This window comes from Coriobacteriia bacterium, assembly GCA_041658765.1.
Lineage (GTDB): Bacteria > Actinomycetota > Coriobacteriia > Anaerosomatales > JBAZZO01 > JBAZZO01.
The window spans coordinates 11742-29546 of record JBAZZO010000010.1; the positions used below are offsets into that span (position 1 = coordinate 11742).

Genomic DNA, 17805 nt, shown 5'->3' on the forward strand with positions numbered 1-17805 from the left:
GTCAACACCAATTCGCGAAGAATCTTCCGCCAGGGGCAAAGGAAGAAGCCCCGGTCAAAGCGACCGGGGCTTCGATCAGTTCGAGTGCGGGCGCGATCCTCCGTTTGCGTGTGTCAACGCCGGGTAGTATTCTCGGTACTACCATCGGCACTACCGCAAGGACCACCATGGGCAAGATCAACATCTCGCTTCCCGACGGCATGCTCGAGGAGATCGACCGCCGAGCAAGCGCAGCCGGCGCCACCCGCAGCGGCTTCCTCCAGGACGCCGCGGGACACTACCTGACCGCGCTCGACGAAGAGGCGGCGTGCGCCGCCCGGGCCAAGCGTGTTGGTCACGCACTGCAGAAGATGCGCTCGCTCGCGCCGGTGGTGGGCGCGCCGGGCTCGGCGAAAGCCATCCGCGAGATCCGCGATGCACCGTCGCGTTGGGAGCAGCGGTGAGCGGCAGCGGTCCCCGCTATGTGGTTGTCGACAGCTCGGTCGCCTTCAAGTGGTTCTGCAGCGACGACGAGAGTTCCGTCGATGAGGCCCTCGCGCTGTTCGCCGACCACCTCTCGGGCCGCATCACACTCATCGCACCGGCCCACCTGCCCGCCGAGGTGCTCAATGCCCTGGGATGCCGCCCGAAGGTGACCTCGACGCAACTGGTCACCGCCGCTGAAGGTCTGGCCGAGAGCGAACTGCTCTACCCTGCGTGGGACCGTGATCTCCTCTGCGAGGCCGCGGTGCTCGCTCGCAAGCACAAGCTCACCATCTACGACGCACTCTTCCCTGCGCTCGCGATCCAGCTCGGCTGCGAGTTGGTCACCGCGGACAGGGCTCACGCTCGGCTGAAGGAGTGCGCGGTCCGGCTACTGCCCTGAGACGCCACAAGCCCCCGCCGGGCGCCGACTACTCATGCTCCGCGAAGAGACGGCCATGAACCGCGAGCTCGACCACCGGGACTGCTTCGACTCTGTCGGCGAGCGGATAGCGCTTCTCACCAGGGTAGAGCACGGCGACGCGATCCAACCCCAAGTCATCCAGAGCGATCCTGATCGACGGCGTCATCTTCGGCGCATCGGAACGCTTGCACTCCACCCCCACCAAGCACTCTCCCCGGCGCAGGATCAGGTCGATCTCGGCACCCTGATGGGTCGCCCAGAAGAACGCCTCGTCATGCGGCTCGCTCGCCAACACCTGCTCGATCGCGAACCCCTCCCAGGACGCGCCGAGCTTCGGATGACTCACCAAGGCCTTCGGAGTGTCGATGTGGTCGGACAGCACCACGTGAATCCGCCATCGCACAACTGTTTTTCATGGTGTTCCGGATCCGGCCTGACCTGCGATTCCGGTAAGGTGGCCATGGTGACCCTACGCGAAGTACAGATTCCGCAGAATGCGCCCTTGACAGACGGACACCTGCGCTCTAGCGTGGCGGCATGAGCCTGCACCCGGTACTCGACGAGAAGCTGAGCGCTGCACTGGCGGAAGTACCGCCGGTCGCGCTCACCCGGCGCGACGCCCGGCTGCCAGCCGTGGCCGGCAAGGTGCACGCGGTGATCGGGATGCGGCGCGCGGGGAAGACGATGTTCCTGCGCCAACTGCTGGACGAGCGCCGGGCTACCCTACCTGCTCCGCAGGCGGTCTATCTCAGCTTCGACGACGACCGGCTAGCCGGCCTCGAGTTGGAGCAGCTCGACTTCCTGCTCGAGGAATACTACCGGCGCTATCCCGCGATGCGAGGGCGCAAGACAGTGAGCTGGTTCCTCGACGAGATCCAGCTCGTGCCCGGCTGGGAGCGTTTCGTCCGACGGGTACTGGACTCAGAGAGAGTCGAGATCGTCGTCTCCGGCTCCTCGGCGCGTATGCTCTCGCGCGAGGTCCACACCTCCCTGCGCGGTCGCGGGATGGCGACCGTCATCCGGCCCTTCAGCTTCCGTGAGTTCCTGCGCTACCGAGGTGAGGAGCCCGGCAGCGAACCTCGACGCTGGACACCGGCCGAGCGGTCGCTGATCGAGAAGCGCTTTCGGGAGTACCTGGTCGAGGGCGGGTTCCCCGAGACGCAGGGAATACCAGCCACGCTTCGAATCGAGCTCTTGCAGGGCTACGTGGATACCGTGCTCTTCCTCGACGTTGTCGAGCGCTACGGGGTGTCGCAGGTGGCGGCCCTCCGCTGGCTAGTGCGTCAATGTTTGCGCAATCCGGCCGGGAGCTTCAGCGTCCACCGCCTGCACCAGGACCTGAAGGCCCAAGGGCACGGCGTGGCGAACGAGGCCGTGCACGCGATGCTCGGCCATCTCCTGGACGCCTTCCTGCTCAGCGCCGTGCCGCTTGCGACCGAATCGGAGCGCCGTCGCAACTCGAACCCGCGCAAGCTCTATCCCGCAGACCCTGGCCTCATCAAGGCCTTCGACGCCAGCGGCCGCTCGAACGTCGGACACGCACTCGAGACCGCCGTGCTCAACGAACTGGAGAGGCGCGGGATGGAGGTCGGCTACGTGAAGACGGGTGACGGGCTGGAGGTGGACTTCCTCGCGCGCCGACCGGCTGGCGGAGAGGAATTGATCCAGGTGTGCGCAGACCTGTCGAGTCCAGAGACGCGCGCGCGTGAGCTGCGAGCCTTGACCGCAGCAGCGGAAGACCATCCGCGTGCTACGCAACGATTGCTGGTGCTCGACCGGGATGCGCTCGCACGCGCCGACGCGCCAGGGGTCGACGTACTGCCTGCCTACGAGTGGCTCCTCGCGGCACCGGAAGACGACTGAACCAGCCCTTCGTTGGACAGCCCGTTGGACACTCGTGCGCCAAAGCGAACAGGCCAGACACGGTTACCGGAAAAAACCACACGCGCACTCCCACGAGACCAGCTTACCTTTGACGCCACGTGGGAGGCAGGTCTGACACGCAATCGGCGGGCGGTCACCAGCTTACGGGGGTCCGCGACGCGGAAGGCTTGCCAACGTTCTCCAGCTTATTTAGACTTCAACCACGAAGTCTAAATAGCGCTCAACGCTATTCAACTCGGCTGAGTAGGGGGACTGATGCGCCGAGGACTGTCGGGGAGGTACGAGGTCAGCACGATCGGCGGCGAGACCTTTCGCGCCTTCGTGCCGGAACCGTTGCCACCGAATCCCCCGCTTGACCTGTCCGCACTGCAAAGATCTCTCGAGCGCGCGTCCATCGCCATTGGCCGGCTGGACAGCGTTTCGACCCTGCTGCCGGACACGGCGCTGTTCCTATACACCTACGTACGCAAAGAGGCGGTGCTGTCTTCGCAGATCGAAGGCACCCAGTCCTCCCTCTCGGACTTGCTGCTGTTCGAACTCGAGGAAGCGCCGGGCGTACCGTTCGACGACGTGGTAGAAGTCAGCAACTACGTTGCCGCGCTGGATGAAGGCCTTGCTCGGCTGAGGGGCGGCTTCCCCATCAGCGCACGACTCATTCGAGAGATCCATGCGGTTCTCCTCTCCCGAGGTCGCGGCAGTGAGAAGCAGCCCGGTGAGTTCCGCCGGAGTCAGAACTGGATCGGCGGGACGAGGCCTGGGAACGCGGTCTACGTGCCTCCGCCTCACGAGGAGGTCCAGCCGTGCATCGCCGCGTTAGAGCGATTCCTCCACGACGAGGGCTCGAGCCTGCCCCTTCTGGTCAAGGCGGCGCTTGCACACGCCCAGTTCGAGACCATCCACCCTTTCCTTGACGGCAACGGGAGAGTGGGCCGACTCTTGGTCACGTTGCTGCTGTGCGAGGGCGGGGTGCTTCGTGAGCCGCTGCTCTATCTCAGTCTGTACATGAAGCAGAATCGGGATGAGTACTACCGTCTGCTCAGCAGGTGTCGAACCGAGGGCGAATGGGAGGCGTGGGTCGCCTTCTTCCTCGAGGGAGTCGCGGAAACGGCCGACGACGCGGTCGGGACGGCGCGCAGCCTGGTCGGCACGTTCGAGAGTGATAGGCGACGGATCCAGGACCTCGGACGCAAGGCCGGCTCGGCTCTGCGCGTGCACGACGCTCTGAAGTCCAGGCCGGTCCTGCTGCTGCCCGATGTCGTGACACGCTCCGGGCTGTCGTTCCCAGCCGCTGCATCCGCGATGGACTCCCTTGAGAAACTGGGAATCGCTCGCGAGGTGACCGGCAAGAAGCGGAACCGCGTGTTCGCGTACTCGGAGTACCTTCGCCTGCTCTCGGAAGGAACCTGACCCCGATGGCCCTGAACCCCATCGTCTTCACCGAGAACGTCGTCAGGAGCTTCCTGCGCTACCCGCTGACGGCCTACTCGCTGGCCAATCGCAGCACACGCCTGTAGCCGACGGCCTGAATCACCGATCGGCTTCGAGCGGAATGGGTGATCGGCTTGGACCGGAATACGCAGCTAGGGCAGCGTCAGGCGGTGCGGCGGCGGTCTGTCCCTACCTTCGTTGGACAGCCCGTTGGACACTCGTGCGCCAAAGCAAACAGGTCAGACACGGTTGCCCGGTCTGACCTGCGATTTCTTTGGTAGCGGGGGCCGGATTCGAACCGACGACCTTCGGGTTATGAGCCCGACGAGCTACCAGACTGCTCCACCCCGCAACGATTCCGGACTTCTCGCGCTAGCACACACCTTCTCCACAAGCGCGGACTAGGATGTTAGCACCCGCTCCAGTACGAGGCAACACGTGCCGATGTTCACATTCGGCAAGGTATTCGCAAGGAACCGGTAAGACGGCAAGCGTACGATCGGGGAGCCCACGGATTCTAAACCGGTTCTCGCTGGTAAGGGCCTCGCAAGCATGGTAAACTGTCGAACTGCCTTCTCCCCGCGGCGTGCCGCGGGATCCGGCAGGGGTGACGAGCAGGAAGGGACGGAATGGCGCGGTATCGCCGCACGGGCCTCGCGGCTCGAGCAACCGCACTCATAGCAGCGACGGCCTTACTGGTCGGCTCCTTGGCGTCGGTCGCTCCGGCGATGGCCGAGCCGAGGGACGCGACGTTCATCGAAGTCTCGCGCGCGCTGGTCGCGCGCAGCGGCGCCATCGCCACCACCACCGCCGACTCCACCTCGGCCGTACCCGTCCCGGTCGACCCGCGCACCGCCGCCTTCCGTGAGGAACTCGCGCGGCGCCAGGCCCGGCTCGAGGAACTCAAGGCGCAACTCGACGAACTCGATCGCCAGCTCGCCGTCGCCGCGGAGTCGTACAACCAGGCCTCCGACCAGCTGACTTCGTTCCAGGAGCAGCTCTCGATCACCGAGAACGACCTCGAGAACGCGAAACTCGCCTACGACCGGCAGTCGCGCATGCTCACCACGCGCGTCGGCGCCATGTACCGCGACGGCGACCTCGAGGAACTCAGCGCCATGGGCGTCATCCTCGGCTCCAAGTCGCTGTCCGACTTCGTCTCGCGCTTGGCCTTCCTGCGCGCGCTCGGCGAGAACGACGCGGGCGTCGCGGCACAGATGCGCGCCCAGCGCGATGCGATCCTGCGCACGGCGGCGGACCTGAAGGACTCCAAGCAGCAGGCCGAGGGCCTCGAGTTCTCGCTGCACGCGCGCCAGATCGAGATAACGTTGCGCATCGAGGAGCGCCAGGAGCTCCTCGCTAACGCCCAGGCCGACCTGCTCAAACTCCTCGACGAGGAGGCCTCGCGCCGTTCCCAGGAGGAAGCCGCGCTGCTGCGCGCCATCCTCTCCGGCGTCGGCAAGGCGGGCATCCCCGTCGAGCCGAACTCGGTCGTCGAGACCGCGCTCTCCTACCACGGCGTCCCGTACCTCTGGGGCGGCGCCACCCCGGCCGCCTTCGACTGCTCCGGCCTCGTGCTCTACGTCTTCGGCCAGCACGGCGTCATCTTGCCGCACTACTCGGGCAGCCAGTTCCTGCTCGGCACGCCCGTCCAGTACGTCGACCTCCTCCCAGGCGACGTGGTCTTCTTCGGTTCGCCGATACACCACGTGGGCATCTACATCGGCGGAGGCTACTTCGTACACGCACCGCGGACGGGTGACTTCGTGAAGGTCAGCCTTCTCGCCGACCGCTCAGACTTCGCCGGCGCGCGCAGGTACCCGTGGGTGCCGCGTGTCGGGCCGGTGCAAGGCGCCGAGACCGTGACCACCACCCCGGCTCCGGCCGCTCGCTAGCCCCGGGGACAGCACCGAACGCAAGGGGGGATCCTTGCCCATGAGGGCTTTCGTCGTCACGTGCCTCGATGCCGCCGTCGCCTCCGGCGCGACCTACGCCGACGTGCGCATCGTCGACACCCGCTCCGAGGACATCTCCGTGCGCACGGGCCGCGTCGAAGGCGTCTCCTCGTCCGCGTCGCTCGGCTTCGGCGTCCGCGTGATCGTCGACGGCGCCTGGGGATTCGCCGCTTCCTCCGAGATGACCGAGGCCGCCGCTTCGCGCGTGGCCGCTCAAGCGGTCGCGATCGCGCGCGCCTCCGCCCTCGTTCGAGGCGAGTTCGTCCACCTCGAACCGCTCCCCGCGCAGACCGGCAGCTGGCGCGGCCCGTGCGAGATCGACCCGTTCGCGATAGGCGTCGAGGAGAAGCTCGCCGTCCTGCTCGCCGGCGACGAGGCGCTGCGCACCGCCCCCGACGTCCGCGTGAGCGAGGGCTCGATGAACTTCCTCGCGGTCTCCAAGACGTTCGCCTCCACCGAGGGCTCCTACCTCGAGCAGTCGTACGTCGAGTCGGGCGCGGGCATCACCGCGTACGCGCTCGGCGACGGCGAGCTGATGCGCCGCTCGTACCCGAACTCCCACGGCGGCCAGGTCGTTCAGGGCGGCTGGGAGGCGATTCTCGCGCTCGACCTGCCGGGTAACGCGCCCAGAGTCGCCGAGCAGGCAGCCGCGCTCCTGCGCGCGAAGCCGTGTCCGGCCGCGACGACGACCGTCGTCATCGACGGCAGCCAGCTCGCCCTCCAGGTCCACGAGTCGGTCGGCCACCCGACCGAGCTCGACCGCGTCCTCGGCGACGAGGCCGCCTTCGCCGGGACGTCGTTCGTCGGCGTCGGCGACCTCGGGCGCCTGACCTACGGCTCCCCCTACGTGACCGTCACCGCCGACGCGACCGTCGCCGGATCGCTCGGCTCCTTCGGATGGGACGACGAAGGCGTGCCTGCGACGCGCGACCATCTCGTGCGCGACGGCGTGCTCGCGGGCTTCCTCGGCTCGCGCGAGGCCAGCGCCGCGATCGGCCGCCCGAGCAACGGCTGCATGCGCGCCGACGGCTGGAACCGCCTTCCCATCATCCGCATGACGACCGTCTCGCTCGAGCCCCGCGCGGGCACCTTCGACGAGCTGATCGCCGACACGGACGACGGCCTCTACCTCGAGACGAACAGTTCGTGGTCGATCGACGACCGGCGGCTCAACTTCCAGTTCGCCACCGAGATCGGCTGGGAGATACGCAAAGGCCGGCTCGGCGCGATGGTCCGCAACCCCAACTACACCGGCATCACCCCCGCCTTCTGGGGCTCGTGCGACGCGATCTGCGGCCCGAGCGAATGGCGGGTGTGGGGCCTTCCGAACTGCGGGAAGGGTCAGCCTATGCAGGTGGCGCACGTCGCGCACGGGGCCGCGCCCGCCAGGTTCCGCGACGTCCAGGTGGGGGTGGGCAAGTGATGACGCCGGACCAGGCGCGCGAGCTCGCCGCCCGCGCCGTGTCGCTCACGCCCGCCGACGAGGCCGAGGCTCTCGTCACGGCGGGAGTCGAGTCGCTCACGCGGTTCGCGGGCAACCGCATCCACCAGAACGTCTGTGAGGAGGACTCCCGCGTGAGCGTGCGCGCCGTCGTGGGCACGCGCGTCGGTGTGGCGAGCACGAACCGCCTCGACGACGACTCTCTGCTCGAATGCTGCGAGGCCGCGGCGCGCGCAGCGTCGCTCGCTCCCGACGACCCCAGCTTCCCCGGCCTCCCCGGCCCCGCGCCGCTCACCGCCCCCGACCGGGTCAGCGCCGCAGCGCGGGCCTTCGGGCCCGCCGAACGCGCGGCCGCCGTCGCGGCGATCGTCGCCCCGAGCGCCGAGCGTGGCCTGACCGCCGCGGGCGCGGTGGACGTCTCCGACTCCGTGATCGCCGTCGCGAACTCGCGCGGCGTCGATGCGTGCGCGCCCGTCACGTCGGCGGGCGCGAGCGTGCTCGCGATGGGCGCGAGCGGCGGCTCGGGCTGGGCATCGTTCTCCGGCCTCGGTCCCGAGGCTCTCGACGCGGCCGCCCTCGGCGAGGAGGCCGCGCTCACCGCGGTGCGCTCCGCGGACCCCGAAGACCTGCCGCCCGGCTCCTACACCGTGCTCCTTGGGCCGGAAGCGGTCGCCGACATCCTCTCGATGCTCGCGTATGCCGGCCTCTCGGCGAAAGCGCTCGAAGAAGGAAGCTCCTTCATGGCGGGCCACCTCGGGGAGCGGCTCTTCCCCGAATGGGTCACCATAGTCGACGACGCGCTCGCGCCTCACGCGACGGGCCTGCCGTTCGACTTCGAGGGATGCCCGAAGCGGCGCGTCGCGCTCGTCGAGCGCGGCGTGGTCTCCGGACCGGTCACCGACTCGTACTGGGCGGCGCGTACCGGCCGGCCGAACACCGGTCACGCTCTCCCGGCGCCGAACTCCTTCGGCCCGTACCCGCTCGACCTGGCGATGGAGCCCGGCGAACGCACGGCTGCGGAGCTGATCGCGAGTGTGGAGCGCGGGGTCTGGGTCTCGCGCTTCCACTACGTCAACGTCGAGGATCCGGTCACCGCCACACTCACCGGCATGACGCGCGACGGCACGTTCCTCATCGAGGACGGGTCGCCGACTCGCCCTCTCAAGAACCTGCGCTTCACCCAGAGCGCCGTCGAGGCGCTCGCCCGAGTGACGGGCGTGGGGAGCGAGCGACGGCTGGCCGGAGAGCGGGGCTCGGCTTCGTTCGTGCCCGCGCTGCTCGTCGAGGGCTTCGCGTTCACCGGCCGCACGAGCTGATCTCCCCCTGGAATGCGCTCGGGCCCCGGAGTCCGATCCTCTCGGGGCCCTCGCAATTGGTGGGAGCTTCTCCCGATTCGCGGAGGGGACCGCTCCCCGGGACCGTCTCCCGTACTCGTCAGGCGAAGTGGCGTTCGCCCCTGACAACCTGGTTATCGGCATCCTGGGCGGGCGCCGATGAGTCCCCGCTCGACGAGCGCACGCGACTACTGACGGCCGGTTCCTGAGCGAACCTGAACGGCACTTTCTGGCCGACGGACGGCGCGTCAGTCGCGCGTCTCGTCGTCCTTGGCCGCGACCATCTCCTTGACCTTCATGAGACGGGTCAGGTTGCCGCGCTCGGCCTCGTCGAGCTTCATCTGGATGTCGCGCACGGTCTCCGTGATCTGCGGGATGAGGACGTACTCGAGCGCGTTCACGCGACGGCGCGTACGCTCGATCTCGGCCGCGAGCAGCTCGATCGCTTTCTCGCGCTCCGCGAGGTCGACCATCCTCGGCGCGACGTCGCGCAGGCTCGCCAAGGCGCGGTCGAGCACGGCGGGCGTCGTCGCCAGCGAGTAGCCCGCGCGAAGAGGAAGCTCGCCGACCTCGAAGACCGGCACGCGAACGCTCATCACGTTGCGCTCGCCCACCGACAGCGCGTCGACCGGCTCGCCGGCGAGCAGCGCCCTCGAGAGCGCCGACCCGCCCGCCTCGCCTCGCGCGACCGCGAGCAGTCCGAAGGCGGAGGCGAGCTCGCGCTCGACCTCCGAGCGCAGACGGCGGTCCTGGGCGATGCGCGAGAGGAACGCCTTCATCAGTTCGTCGAGCTTGTCCTTGAGCAGCTTGTGGCCTCGCACCGCGACGTCGCCGCGCCGCTTGAGGCGCAGCAGCTCCATCCGGTTGGGGTTCACGCGCAGCGTCGCCATGCTATCTGGTCGCCCCCCACACCACGAGCGCCGCCGCGACGAGAAGCAGCGTCACGTTCACCCATCGCAGCGCCGAGATCCAGCGCGCCGGGTCCGCGCCCGCCTGTCGCGCCGCGCGGGCGCTCGAGACCTGGAGCGCCACGACCGCCGCGAACAGCAGCGCGAGTATGAGGGTCAGCGCTTCGCGCATCTTCTCAGGCCTTCCCCGCTTCCGCCCCGCCGGGCAGGTACTTCTCGACGAACTCGTCCTTGATGCGCTTGAGCTCGCTGCGCGGCAGGAGCGCCGCGAGTTCCCATCCGAGCGAGAGCGTCTCCTCGATGCTTCTCTCCTCGCCGTCGCCCTGGCGGATGAAGCGGTCCTCGAACGCGTCGGCGAAGGCGACGAACGCCTTGTCCGTGTCGGAGAGCGCGGCGTCGCCCAGGATGACGGCGAGTTCTTTCGCCGAGACACCGCGGGCGTACGCGCCGAAGAGCTGGTTGCTCAGGTCGGCGTGGTCCTCGCGCGTCTTGCCCGGCCCGATGCCCTTCTGCTTGAGGCGCGAGAGGCTCGGCAGCACCGCGATCGGCGGGTAGACGCCGCGGCGGTGGAGCGGGCGGTCGAGGATGATCTGGCCCTCGGTGATGTAGCCGGTAAGGTCGGGGATGGGGTGCGTCTTGTCGTCGTCCGGCATCGTGAGTATCGGCACCTGCGTGATCGATCCCGGCATCCCCTGCACGCGCCCGGCGCGTTCGTAGAGCGTGGCGAGGTCGGTGTAGAGGTAACCGGGATAGCCGCGCCGTCCCGGCACCTCTTTGCGCGCGGCCGAGACCTCGCGCAGCGCCTCGCAGTAGTACGTCATGTCCGTGAGGATGACGAGCACGTGCATGCCGAGGTCGAACGCGAGGTACTCCGCGCACGTCAGCGCCATTCTAGGCGTCGCGATCCGCTCGACGGCGGGGTCGTCCGCGAGGTTGAGGAAGAGCACCGAGCGCTCGACCGCCGCTGTGTCGCGCAACTCCGTCATGAAGAAGTCGGCGTCCTCGAAAGTGATGCCCATCGCCGCGAAGACGACGGCGAAGTCGCCTTCGGCCTTCTCGCCCGCCCGCGTCGGGTCGTCGCTGCGGGCCAGCACCGCCGCTTGACGCGCGATCTGCGCCGCGAGCTCGTTGTGCGGCAGGCCGCTTCCCGAGAAGATCGGCAGCTTCTGGCCGCGCACGAGCGGGTTGAGGCCGTCGATGGCCGACACACCCGTCTGGATGAAGTCGTCGGGGAAGTCGCGCGCCGTGGGGTTGATCGGGCTGCCGTAGACGGAGCGGCGCTGCTCGGCGATGATCTCCGGTCCGCCGTCGCGCGGCCGCCCCAGCCCGTCGAAGACGCGGCCGAGCATGTCGCGCGAGACGCCGATCTCCAGCCCGCGGCCGAGGAAGGTGACCTTCGTCTCGGACGGGTTCGACCCTCTCGTGCCGCCGAACGCCTGCACGAGCGCGACGTCGCCCGAGACCTCGAGCACGTTGCCGAGCGAGCGCACGCCGTTCGGGAACTCGAGCTCGACGAGCTCGCCGTACGTGACGTCGGCGACGCGCTCCACCAGAAGCAGCGGCCCGACGATGTCGCGGGTGGTGGTGTATTCGCGGCTCATCGCGCGCCCTCCTTCTTGCGCGGGGCCGCGCCCGCGACGAGCTGGGTCTCGATGTCGCCCGCCAGAGAGTCGAACAGCGCGTCCGCCTCTTCCTCGGCGACGTACTTCGCACGGGTGATGCGCTCGCGCACCTGCGCCGCGAGGATGTCGTCGAGCGACGCCCCCGCGCTGAGGGCGACCAGCGCGCGCTCGTGGAAGAGCAGGATCGTCTCGAGGAGCCGGTCCTGCTTTCGCAGGCTCGTGAACTGGTCGTCGTCCCGGAAGGCGTTCTGCTGGAGGAAGTCCTCCCGCAGCGACTTCGCACTCTCCATCAGCACCCGCTCCTCGGGGCTGATCGCCTCGAGGCCGACGAGACGCACGATCTCGGAGAGCTCGTTCTCGCGCTGCAGGATCGCCATCGCGCGGTCGCGGCGCTGCCGATACTCCAGCGAGACGTTCTCCTCCCAGAACGGCGTGACCTTGTCCAGATAGAGAGAGTAGCTGGTCAGCCAGTCGATGGCCGGGAAGTGTCTCTCATAGGCGAGGCTATCCTGGAGCGCCCAGAAGACCTTCACGACTCGCAGGGTGTTCTGCACGACCGGCTCGGAGAGGTCACCGCCGGGAGGCGAGACGCTGCCGACGACAGAGACCGAGCCGGAGCGGTCGCCGAGTGTGTCGACCTTCCCGGCGCGCTCGTAGAACGCGGCGAGCTTCGTGCCGAGATACGCGGGGAAGCCCTCCTCGCCGGGCATCTCCTCGAGGCGGCCGGAGATCTCGCGCATCGCCTCGGCCCAGCGGCTCGTCGAGTCGGCTTGGAGCACGACCTCGTAGCCCATGTCGCGGAAGTACTCGGCGATGGTGATCCCCGTGTAGACGCTCGCCTCGCGCGCGGCGACCGGCATGTTCGAGGTGTTGGCGACGAGCACCGTGCGCTCCATGAGCGGCCGGCCCGAGTACGGGTCGGTGAGCTCGGGGAACTCCATGAGCACGTCGGTCATCTCGTTGCCGCGCTCGCCGCATCCGATGAAGACGACGATCTGCGCGTTGCTCCACTTCGCGACCTGGTGCTGGGTGACCGTCTTGCCCGCGCCGAACGGCCCGGGGATGCACGCCGTGCCGCCCTTGACGAGCGGGAAGAACGTGTCGATGACGCGCGTGCCGGTGACGAGCGGCTCGCCCGACGCGACCTTGCGCCCGTAGGGGCGCCCGACGCGGACGGGCCAGACCTGCCGCATGGTGAGGTCCTTCTCGGCACCGTCGGCGGTGCGCACGCGCGCGACCGGGTCGAGCACCGTGTACGTGCCGCCCTCGATCGACTCGAGCACGCCGGAGACTCCCGGCGGCACCATGATGCGGTGCTCGATGACGGGGTTCTCCTGCACCGTGCCGATGACGTCGCCGGGAGAGACCTTAGCCCCGGACTTGAGCGTCGGCACGAACTCCCAGCGCGACGTCGGGTCGAGGCCCGGCGCCGTGATGCCGCGCGTGAGGAACGCGCCGGCCTGCGCCCGCAGCACGTCGAGCGGACGCTGCACGCCGTCGTAGACCGACCCCAACAGCCCCGGTCCCAGCTCGACCGAGAGCGGCGCGCCGGTCGCGAGCACGGGGTGACCGGGGCCGAGGCCGTCGGTCTCCTCGTACACCTGGATCCACGCGCGGTCGCCCCGCATCTCGATGATCTCGCCCATGAGGCCGGCCTCGCCGACCCTGACCAGATCGAACATCCTCGCATGCGCGAGCCCGGACGCCACTACGAGCGGTCCGGCGACCTTGATGATCGTCCCTTGCTCCATCTAGCCTTCCTCCACTGAGAACGGGACCGACGTGCCGAGCGCGCGCTCCACGGCGCGCGCCAGCCTCGCCGCTCCCACCCCGCCGGCGCCGCCGGCGCCGGGGATGACGGTGACCGCGGGGACCGGACGGTCCGCGGCCTCGGCCACGAGGTCGTCGATCGCCTCGTAGACCGGTTCGGTGACGAATACGACGCCGTACGCGCCGCTCGCGAGCTCGTCCCAGAGCCCGCGCGCGTCCTCGGGCCTCTCGAGCGCGAACGCGGCGAACCCCAGCGGGCGGAATCCCGCCACGCTCACGGCGTCGCCGACGATGGCGATGCGGGTCGCGCTCACCGGAAGGACCTCCTCAGCCGCGCGCGCAGCACCGCGGGATCGACGGAGGCGAGCTTGCCCAGCAGCAGTGAGCGCAGCGCGAGCGCCTCGCCCTCTCGGGCGAGCACGTACGCGATGACGGGGGCGGGTCCGTAGGGCACGCGGCGCGCGTCCGCGAGCTCGCTCGCCGCGAGATCGTCGAGCACGACGTCGAGGCCGTCCTGGTCGGCGAGTTCCGCGGCCGTCGCGCCGGTCAGCGTCGGCCGGGCCGCGATGCGCGCCGCCAGGTCGCCCAGCGGAAGCCGGACGTCCGCGGCGAGCGCGGCGAGTCCGGGATCGCCTCCGGGGATGACGCGCTCGAGCGCCTCCGCGGGAGAGAGGCCGAACGAGCCGGCGCGCAGGAGCGCCTTCGCGTTCGCGAGGTCGATGCGCATGGTCGCGAGCCGAGCGAGGAACGGGACGCGCGAAGACAGCGCGGCCTCGGTGAGCGATGCGTACAGCGCCCGGTCGGCTAGCGTCTCGAGCCCGGCCGTCGTCGGAGGCGGGTCCGACGCGAGGACGCTCGCGGCGAACGGGCCGAGCCCAGCGGGCAGTTCGCCGAGGTCACCCGAGAGCGCCTCCAAAGCGACGCTGCCGAGCGGAGAGAGCAGCCCCTCCGGTTCGATGCCGAGAAGCCGGGCCTTGAGCACGGAGACGACGTTGCCGAAGTCGTGCGGCAGCCGGAAGAAGCTCACGACGGACTCGGGCAGATCGGACGCCTCAAGGAACTCCTTGTAGAGGTCGGCGAGCGAGGCCGCCAGCCCGCGCTCGACGTCGGCGGAGGTCTGCGCGCCTTCGAGGTACCGGCCGACGTGGGTCTCGGACAGCACCCGGCGCTGTTCCGCGAACGTCGGCGCGTCGAGCAGGCGCTCGAACGTCGGGCGACCGAGCAGGCGCGTCTCGAGCACGCGGACGCGTCCGACGGCGAAGCCGTAGCGGATGGGGTCGGACAGGGCGGCGCGCATGCCCATCGTCTCAGGCGCCTCCCCCGGTCTCGTCGAACAGGATCCGCGCCGCTGCCAGGAGCGACTCCTCGCGGGCGTCGGCCAAGGCGGCCTCGGGCGAGATCTCCGCGCGGACGCCGGCCGAGAGCACGACGACTCCGCGATCGGTGTCCGCCGCCGCAGCGTCGAGCGTCACTTCCGCGCCGGCCGCCGCGAACGCGGCGGGCAGCGCGGCGCGCACCTTCGCGCTCTCCGACGCGCCCACGCGCACCGACTCGCCGCCACGCGAGACGGCCGCCACCCTCGCGGCGATCCAAGCGGCGTACGCGGCGGCGTCGAGCGCTAGCACCCTCTCGCGGGCCGCGTCGAGGACGCTCTCGGCGAGCTCGCGCTTCGCGACCAGCGTCGCGTCTCGCGAGGCGAGCCGGGCGGCAGCGACCGTCCGGCCGGCGTCGCGCGCGGCGGCCGTCTCGGCCGCGCCCACGATCCGCGCTCGTTCGGCCTCCGCGGACGCGCGGGCGGTCGAGACCAGGGCTTCCGCCTCCGCACGGGCGCCATCGAGCACGGCGCCCGCCTCCGCGGCGGCGTCGGCGCCTATCCTGTCCAGGATGTCCTGCAGCGCCATGCCCTACGCCCCGAACGTCGCGCGCAGCGAGAGGAGCATGAGGATGGTGACGATGAGCGAGATGACCGCGTACGTCTCGACCAGCGCCGGGAAGATGAGCGCCTTGCCGGAGTCCTCGCCGCGCCGCGCCACGATCCCGGCGGCCGACGCGCCGGTGAGGCCCTGGTACACAGCGCTCACGCAGCATGCCCAGGCCACCGGCATGCACGCCAGGAAGACCTTGAATCCCTGCGGCGCCGTCAGCGTGGACGTCCCGCCGAGGATGTTGAAGAAGATGAGCACGAGCACTGCCGCGATGAAACCGTAGATGCCCTGCGTGCCCGGCATGGCGGCCAACGGAAGCAGCTTGCCGAACTTCTCGGAGTCCTCGGCGACGATGCCCGAGATGGTCGCGCTCGCTATCGCGATGCCCCAAGCCGAGCCGATGCCGCCGAGGATGGCGGCCAACCCTCCACCGAGCAACGCCCAATCGAGACCAGCGAGCCCTAGAAAAGTATCCTTCACGATCACGCTCCTCCTTCCTGACCCGCACCCGGGTTTAGGACCAACGACTTCGTCCGATATCGGAACGGTGAGAACGGCTTTCCTCCGCCCTCGTAGAACTTGCTGAAGAACTCGACGAACTGCAGGCGCGCCGGGTGCACGAACGCGCCGAGCAGGTTGATCACCACGTTGAACGTGTGGCCGACGAGCAGCAGCGCGACCCCCGCGACGATGCCCACGATGGTCGCGACGACCCCTCCCCGGATCGACCACAACATGCCGGTGAGGATATTGAAGACCATGCCGACGAGCATGCCCGAGAGCCCGAGTGCGGCGAGGCGGGTGTACGAGAGGATGTCGCCGATCAGCCCCGACATCCCGTAGACCTCGTAGAGACCGCCCAAGGTGCCGAGGAACGCGGCGCGCACCGCTCGCGAAACGAACATGCCGACCAGCGTCGCCGCGAGCAGCGGCCATCCGAGCGACACCGGCACGGGGAACGCAAGCGCGAGCACCCACGCCGTGAGCAGCGCCGTCCAAGCGACCCCGGCCGCGCGGTCCCACGTCGCCGCGCCCTCGACCCGCCACGGCGCCTCGAAGACGTGGCCCTTCGCGAGGATCATCCCGGCGAGCGTGATCACCACGACCGCGACCCGCCCGGTCGGGAGCAGGAACCCCACCGGGACCGCCGCGAAGAGCAGCAGCGTCGAGAGCTGGTCGAGCACCGCCGAGTTCCAGTCGCCGTGGCGTGCGGCGTCGTAGGCGGCGATCAGCACGCCGAAGACCACCTGTGTCACGCCGAGGGCGAGGGTGATGGCGAGGAAGATCAGGAGCTGGTTGAGCGGGTCGAGCACGATGAGCGCGCGCAAGAACCCGGGAAGCAGGTCTGCCGGCGCCGCGAAATACGACCCCGTCGGCACGCCGACGAGGATCGCGGCGACGCCGCCCATCATGAGCAGGTCCATGAAGCGCTTCACGCCCGGCGCGACGTCGAGACGCGTCTTGATGAGCCAGGCCCCGACCATGAGGGCGACCCCGTAGCCGACGTCGCCGATGCAGATGCCGAAGAAGAGGAAGAAGAACGGCGCGAGCAGGGGCGTGGGGTCGAGACCCCCGTAGCTGGGCCTTCCGTAGAGGTCGGTGAGCGTCTCGAAGGGACGCAGGAACCACGGATTCTCGAGCTCGACCGGCGGCCGCTCCTCATCCGTCGGTTCCCGCAGGTCGATCTCGACCTCCTCGGCCAGGGGCGCGAGCGCGCGCTCGAGTCGGGGACGGGCGGACTCCGGCACCCAGCCGGAGACCACGAACGTCCTCTCCGTCTCCGCGAACCGTTCGCGGATGGTGAGCGCCTCACGGGCCGTGGCGATCGCGTCGTCGAGCGCGACGACGTGGTCGAAGTTCTGGGCGGCCAACTCGCCGGCGCGCTTCGCCTGCGCCTCGCAGTCGTCCTCTATCGCCAGAAGCCTCGCCTCGGCCCGCGCGGACTCCTCGGCGGGATAGTCGGACAGTCCCGCGAATCCGACCTCGGCGAAGTCCGAGGACGACAGCGCCGCGCGCACGGCTTCGAGCGACTCGCGATGGACGAGGACGGCCCATGCGGAGCGCGAGCCCACCGGGCCGAGCTCCTCGACCGTGACCTCGTCCGCGATCTCTCGCAGTCCCTGGCGGATGCGCGCGCCATCGTGCGCCGGCACCGTACCGGTGATGAGGACCACGTGCTCGGTCCCGCGCCATTCGGCGATCTGCAGATGGAAGCCCACCCATGGGGCTAGGTCGGCGATCAGCCCGCGGAGGCGGGCGCGCTCGCGATCGAGCGAGGCCAACTTGTCGGAGATCGCCTCGCACCTTCGGTAGAGCCCCAAGAGACCCGTGTCCGGCTTCAGCCGCAGGAACTCCGCCTCGTCCATGTGGAACTTCTCGCTCACGAACGAGGAGAACGGCTGTTCCGACGACCGATACTTGGACAGGAACGTGCGCAAGAAGTGGACGTCGGCCGCGTACTCGTCGAGACGCCGCAGACGCTCGTCGCCGGGCGCCGACGTGACGGCCGGCAACTCCTCGGCGTCCTCGCCGTGCGTGACCGGCTCGGCGGTGACCTCGATGACGCCCGCGCGCTGGAGCCGCGCCACCACGTCGTCGAGACGCGCCCGGTGCGCGAAGATGGTGACTCGCATCATCGTCGCGACGGACATC

The 17805-nt window shown here is 69.4% G+C and carries 17 protein-coding genes and 1 tRNA gene; 7 read left to right on the forward strand and 11 right to left on the reverse strand.

Annotation, left to right across the window (positions count from 1 at the left end):
* The first annotated feature begins 167 nt into the window (after positions 1-167).
* On the forward strand, positions 168-443 hold the full coding sequence (locus tag WC971_07020) for a type II toxin-antitoxin system HicB family antitoxin (protein MFA5844565.1): 276 nt from the start codon (positions 168-170) through the stop codon (positions 441-443).
* Complete coding sequence (locus WC971_07025; protein ID MFA5844566.1) at positions 440-865, forward strand: type II toxin-antitoxin system VapC family toxin; 426 nt, start codon at positions 440-442, stop codon at positions 863-865. Before WC971_07020 ends, WC971_07025 begins: the two co-directional genes overlap by 4 nt.
* Positions 866-893: 28 nt before the next feature.
* Here the strand turns inward: WC971_07025 and WC971_07030 are convergent, their stop codons facing one another.
* Positions 894-1289: a DUF4143 domain-containing protein gene (locus WC971_07030; GenBank protein ID MFA5844567.1), complete on the reverse strand. Its 396-nt coding sequence runs from the start codon at positions 1287-1289 to the stop codon at positions 894-896.
* A gap of 134 nt (positions 1290-1423) precedes the next feature.
* On the opposite strand from WC971_07030, the gene WC971_07035 reads away from it, so the two are divergent.
* A complete protein-coding gene (locus WC971_07035; protein ID MFA5844568.1) occupies positions 1424-2749 on the forward strand; it encodes an ATP-binding protein in 1326 nt (441 codons plus the stop codon).
* A 276-nt stretch (positions 2750-3025) separates the two neighbouring features.
* A complete protein-coding gene (locus WC971_07040) occupies positions 3026-4177 on the forward strand; it encodes a Fic family protein (GenBank protein ID MFA5844569.1) in 1152 nt (383 codons plus the stop codon).
* Positions 4178-4473: 296 nt separating this feature from the next.
* Here WC971_07040 and WC971_07045 read toward each other — a convergent pair.
* Positions 4474-4550, reverse strand: a tRNA-Met gene (locus WC971_07045).
* Positions 4551-4827: 277 nt separating this feature from the next.
* On the opposite strand from WC971_07045, the gene WC971_07050 reads away from it, so the two are divergent.
* The 3 genes from WC971_07050 to WC971_07060 are packed head-to-tail and all read left to right on the forward strand — an operon-like array spanning position 4828 to position 8910.
* Positions 4828-6093, forward strand: coding sequence for an NlpC/P60 family protein (locus WC971_07050; GenBank protein ID MFA5844570.1), 1266 nt, complete (start codon positions 4828-4830; stop codon positions 6091-6093).
* 40 nt (positions 6094-6133) lie between these two features.
* Complete coding sequence (locus WC971_07055) at positions 6134-7576, forward strand: TldD/PmbA family protein (protein MFA5844571.1); 1443 nt, start codon at positions 6134-6136, stop codon at positions 7574-7576.
* Positions 7576-8910 (forward strand): TldD/PmbA family protein, encoded by a 1335-nt coding sequence (locus tag WC971_07060; GenBank protein MFA5844572.1) that lies wholly within the window; start codon positions 7576-7578, stop codon positions 8908-8910. The genes WC971_07055 and WC971_07060 overlap by 1 nt, the downstream gene beginning before the upstream one ends.
* 266 nt (positions 8911-9176) lie before the next feature.
* Here WC971_07060 and WC971_07065 read toward each other — a convergent pair whose 3' ends face one another.
* The 9 genes from WC971_07065 to WC971_07105 are packed head-to-tail and all read right to left on the reverse strand — an operon-like array spanning position 9177 to position 17804.
* The gene (locus WC971_07065) at positions 9177-9818 is read right to left on the reverse strand and encodes a V-type ATP synthase subunit D (protein MFA5844573.1); all 642 of its coding nucleotides are present in this window, start codon (positions 9816-9818) and stop codon (positions 9177-9179) included.
* 1 nt (position 9819) lies between these two features.
* Positions 9820-10008 carry a hypothetical protein gene (locus tag WC971_07070; GenBank protein MFA5844574.1) on the reverse strand — a complete coding sequence of 63 codons (189 nt, stop codon included), beginning with the start codon at positions 10006-10008 and terminating at the stop codon, positions 9820-9822.
* Positions 10009-10012: 4 nt separating this feature from the next.
* Positions 10013-11437 carry a V-type ATP synthase subunit B gene (locus tag WC971_07075; GenBank protein MFA5844575.1) on the reverse strand — a complete coding sequence of 475 codons (1425 nt, stop codon included), beginning with the start codon at positions 11435-11437 and terminating at the stop codon, positions 10013-10015.
* Positions 11434-13209: a V-type ATP synthase subunit A gene (locus tag WC971_07080; protein ID MFA5844576.1), complete on the reverse strand. Its 1776-nt coding sequence runs from the start codon at positions 13207-13209 to the stop codon at positions 11434-11436. Before WC971_07080 ends, WC971_07075 begins: the two co-directional genes overlap by 4 nt.
* Positions 13210-13542, reverse strand: coding sequence for a V-type ATP synthase subunit F (locus WC971_07085; GenBank protein MFA5844577.1), 333 nt, complete (start codon positions 13540-13542; stop codon positions 13210-13212). It lies immediately after the preceding gene.
* Positions 13539-14531, reverse strand: a complete 993-nt coding sequence (locus tag WC971_07090) for a V-type ATPase subunit (protein ID MFA5844578.1) — start codon at positions 14529-14531, stop codon at positions 13539-13541. Before WC971_07090 ends, WC971_07085 begins: the two co-directional genes overlap by 4 nt.
* 4 nt (positions 14532-14535) lie before the next feature.
* Entirely contained in the window at positions 14536-15129 is a 594-nt protein-coding gene (locus WC971_07095) for a hypothetical protein (protein MFA5844579.1), read from the reverse strand.
* 3 nt (positions 15130-15132) lie between these two features.
* The gene (locus tag WC971_07100; GenBank protein MFA5844580.1) at positions 15133-15639 is read right to left on the reverse strand and encodes a V-type ATP synthase subunit K; all 507 of its coding nucleotides are present in this window, start codon (positions 15637-15639) and stop codon (positions 15133-15135) included.
* Positions 15636-17804: a V-type ATP synthase subunit I gene (locus WC971_07105; protein ID MFA5844581.1), complete on the reverse strand. Its 2169-nt coding sequence runs from the start codon at positions 17802-17804 to the stop codon at positions 15636-15638. The genes WC971_07100 and WC971_07105 overlap by 4 nt, the downstream gene beginning before the upstream one ends.
* Position 17805 lies beyond the last annotated feature (1 nt).

Coding starts and splice junctions, on each gene's coding strand:
- WC971_07020 (MFA5844565.1), top strand. CDS start 168: ATGGGCAAGATCAACATCTCGCTTCCCGACGGCATGCTCGAGGAGATC.
- WC971_07035 (MFA5844568.1), top strand. CDS start 1,424: ATGAGCCTGCACCCGGTACTCGACGAGAAGCTGAGCGCTGCACTGGCG.
- WC971_07040 (MFA5844569.1), top strand. CDS start 3,026: ATGCGCCGAGGACTGTCGGGGAGGTACGAGGTCAGCACGATCGGCGGC.
- WC971_07050 (MFA5844570.1), top strand. CDS start 4,828: ATGGCGCGGTATCGCCGCACGGGCCTCGCGGCTCGAGCAACCGCACTC.
- WC971_07055 (MFA5844571.1), top strand. CDS start 6,134: ATGAGGGCTTTCGTCGTCACGTGCCTCGATGCCGCCGTCGCCTCCGGC.
- WC971_07060 (MFA5844572.1), top strand. CDS start 7,576: ATGACGCCGGACCAGGCGCGCGAGCTCGCCGCCCGCGCCGTGTCGCTC.
- WC971_07065 (MFA5844573.1), bottom strand. CDS start 9,818: ATGGCGACGCTGCGCGTGAACCCCAACCGGATGGAGCTGCTGCGCCTC.
- WC971_07070 (MFA5844574.1), bottom strand. CDS start 10,008: ATGCGCGAAGCGCTGACCCTCATACTCGCGCTGCTGTTCGCGGCGGTC.
- WC971_07075 (MFA5844575.1), bottom strand. CDS start 11,437: ATGAGCCGCGAATACACCACCACCCGCGACATCGTCGGGCCGCTGCTT.
- WC971_07080 (MFA5844576.1), bottom strand. CDS start 13,209: ATGGAGCAAGGGACGATCATCAAGGTCGCCGGACCGCTCGTAGTGGCG.
- WC971_07090 (MFA5844578.1), bottom strand. CDS start 14,531: ATGGGCATGCGCGCCGCCCTGTCCGACCCCATCCGCTACGGCTTCGCC.
- WC971_07095 (MFA5844579.1), bottom strand. CDS start 15,129: ATGGCGCTGCAGGACATCCTGGACAGGATAGGCGCCGACGCCGCCGCG.
- WC971_07105 (MFA5844581.1), bottom strand. CDS start 17,804: ATGTCCGTCGCGACGATGATGCGAGTCACCATCTTCGCGCACCGGGCG.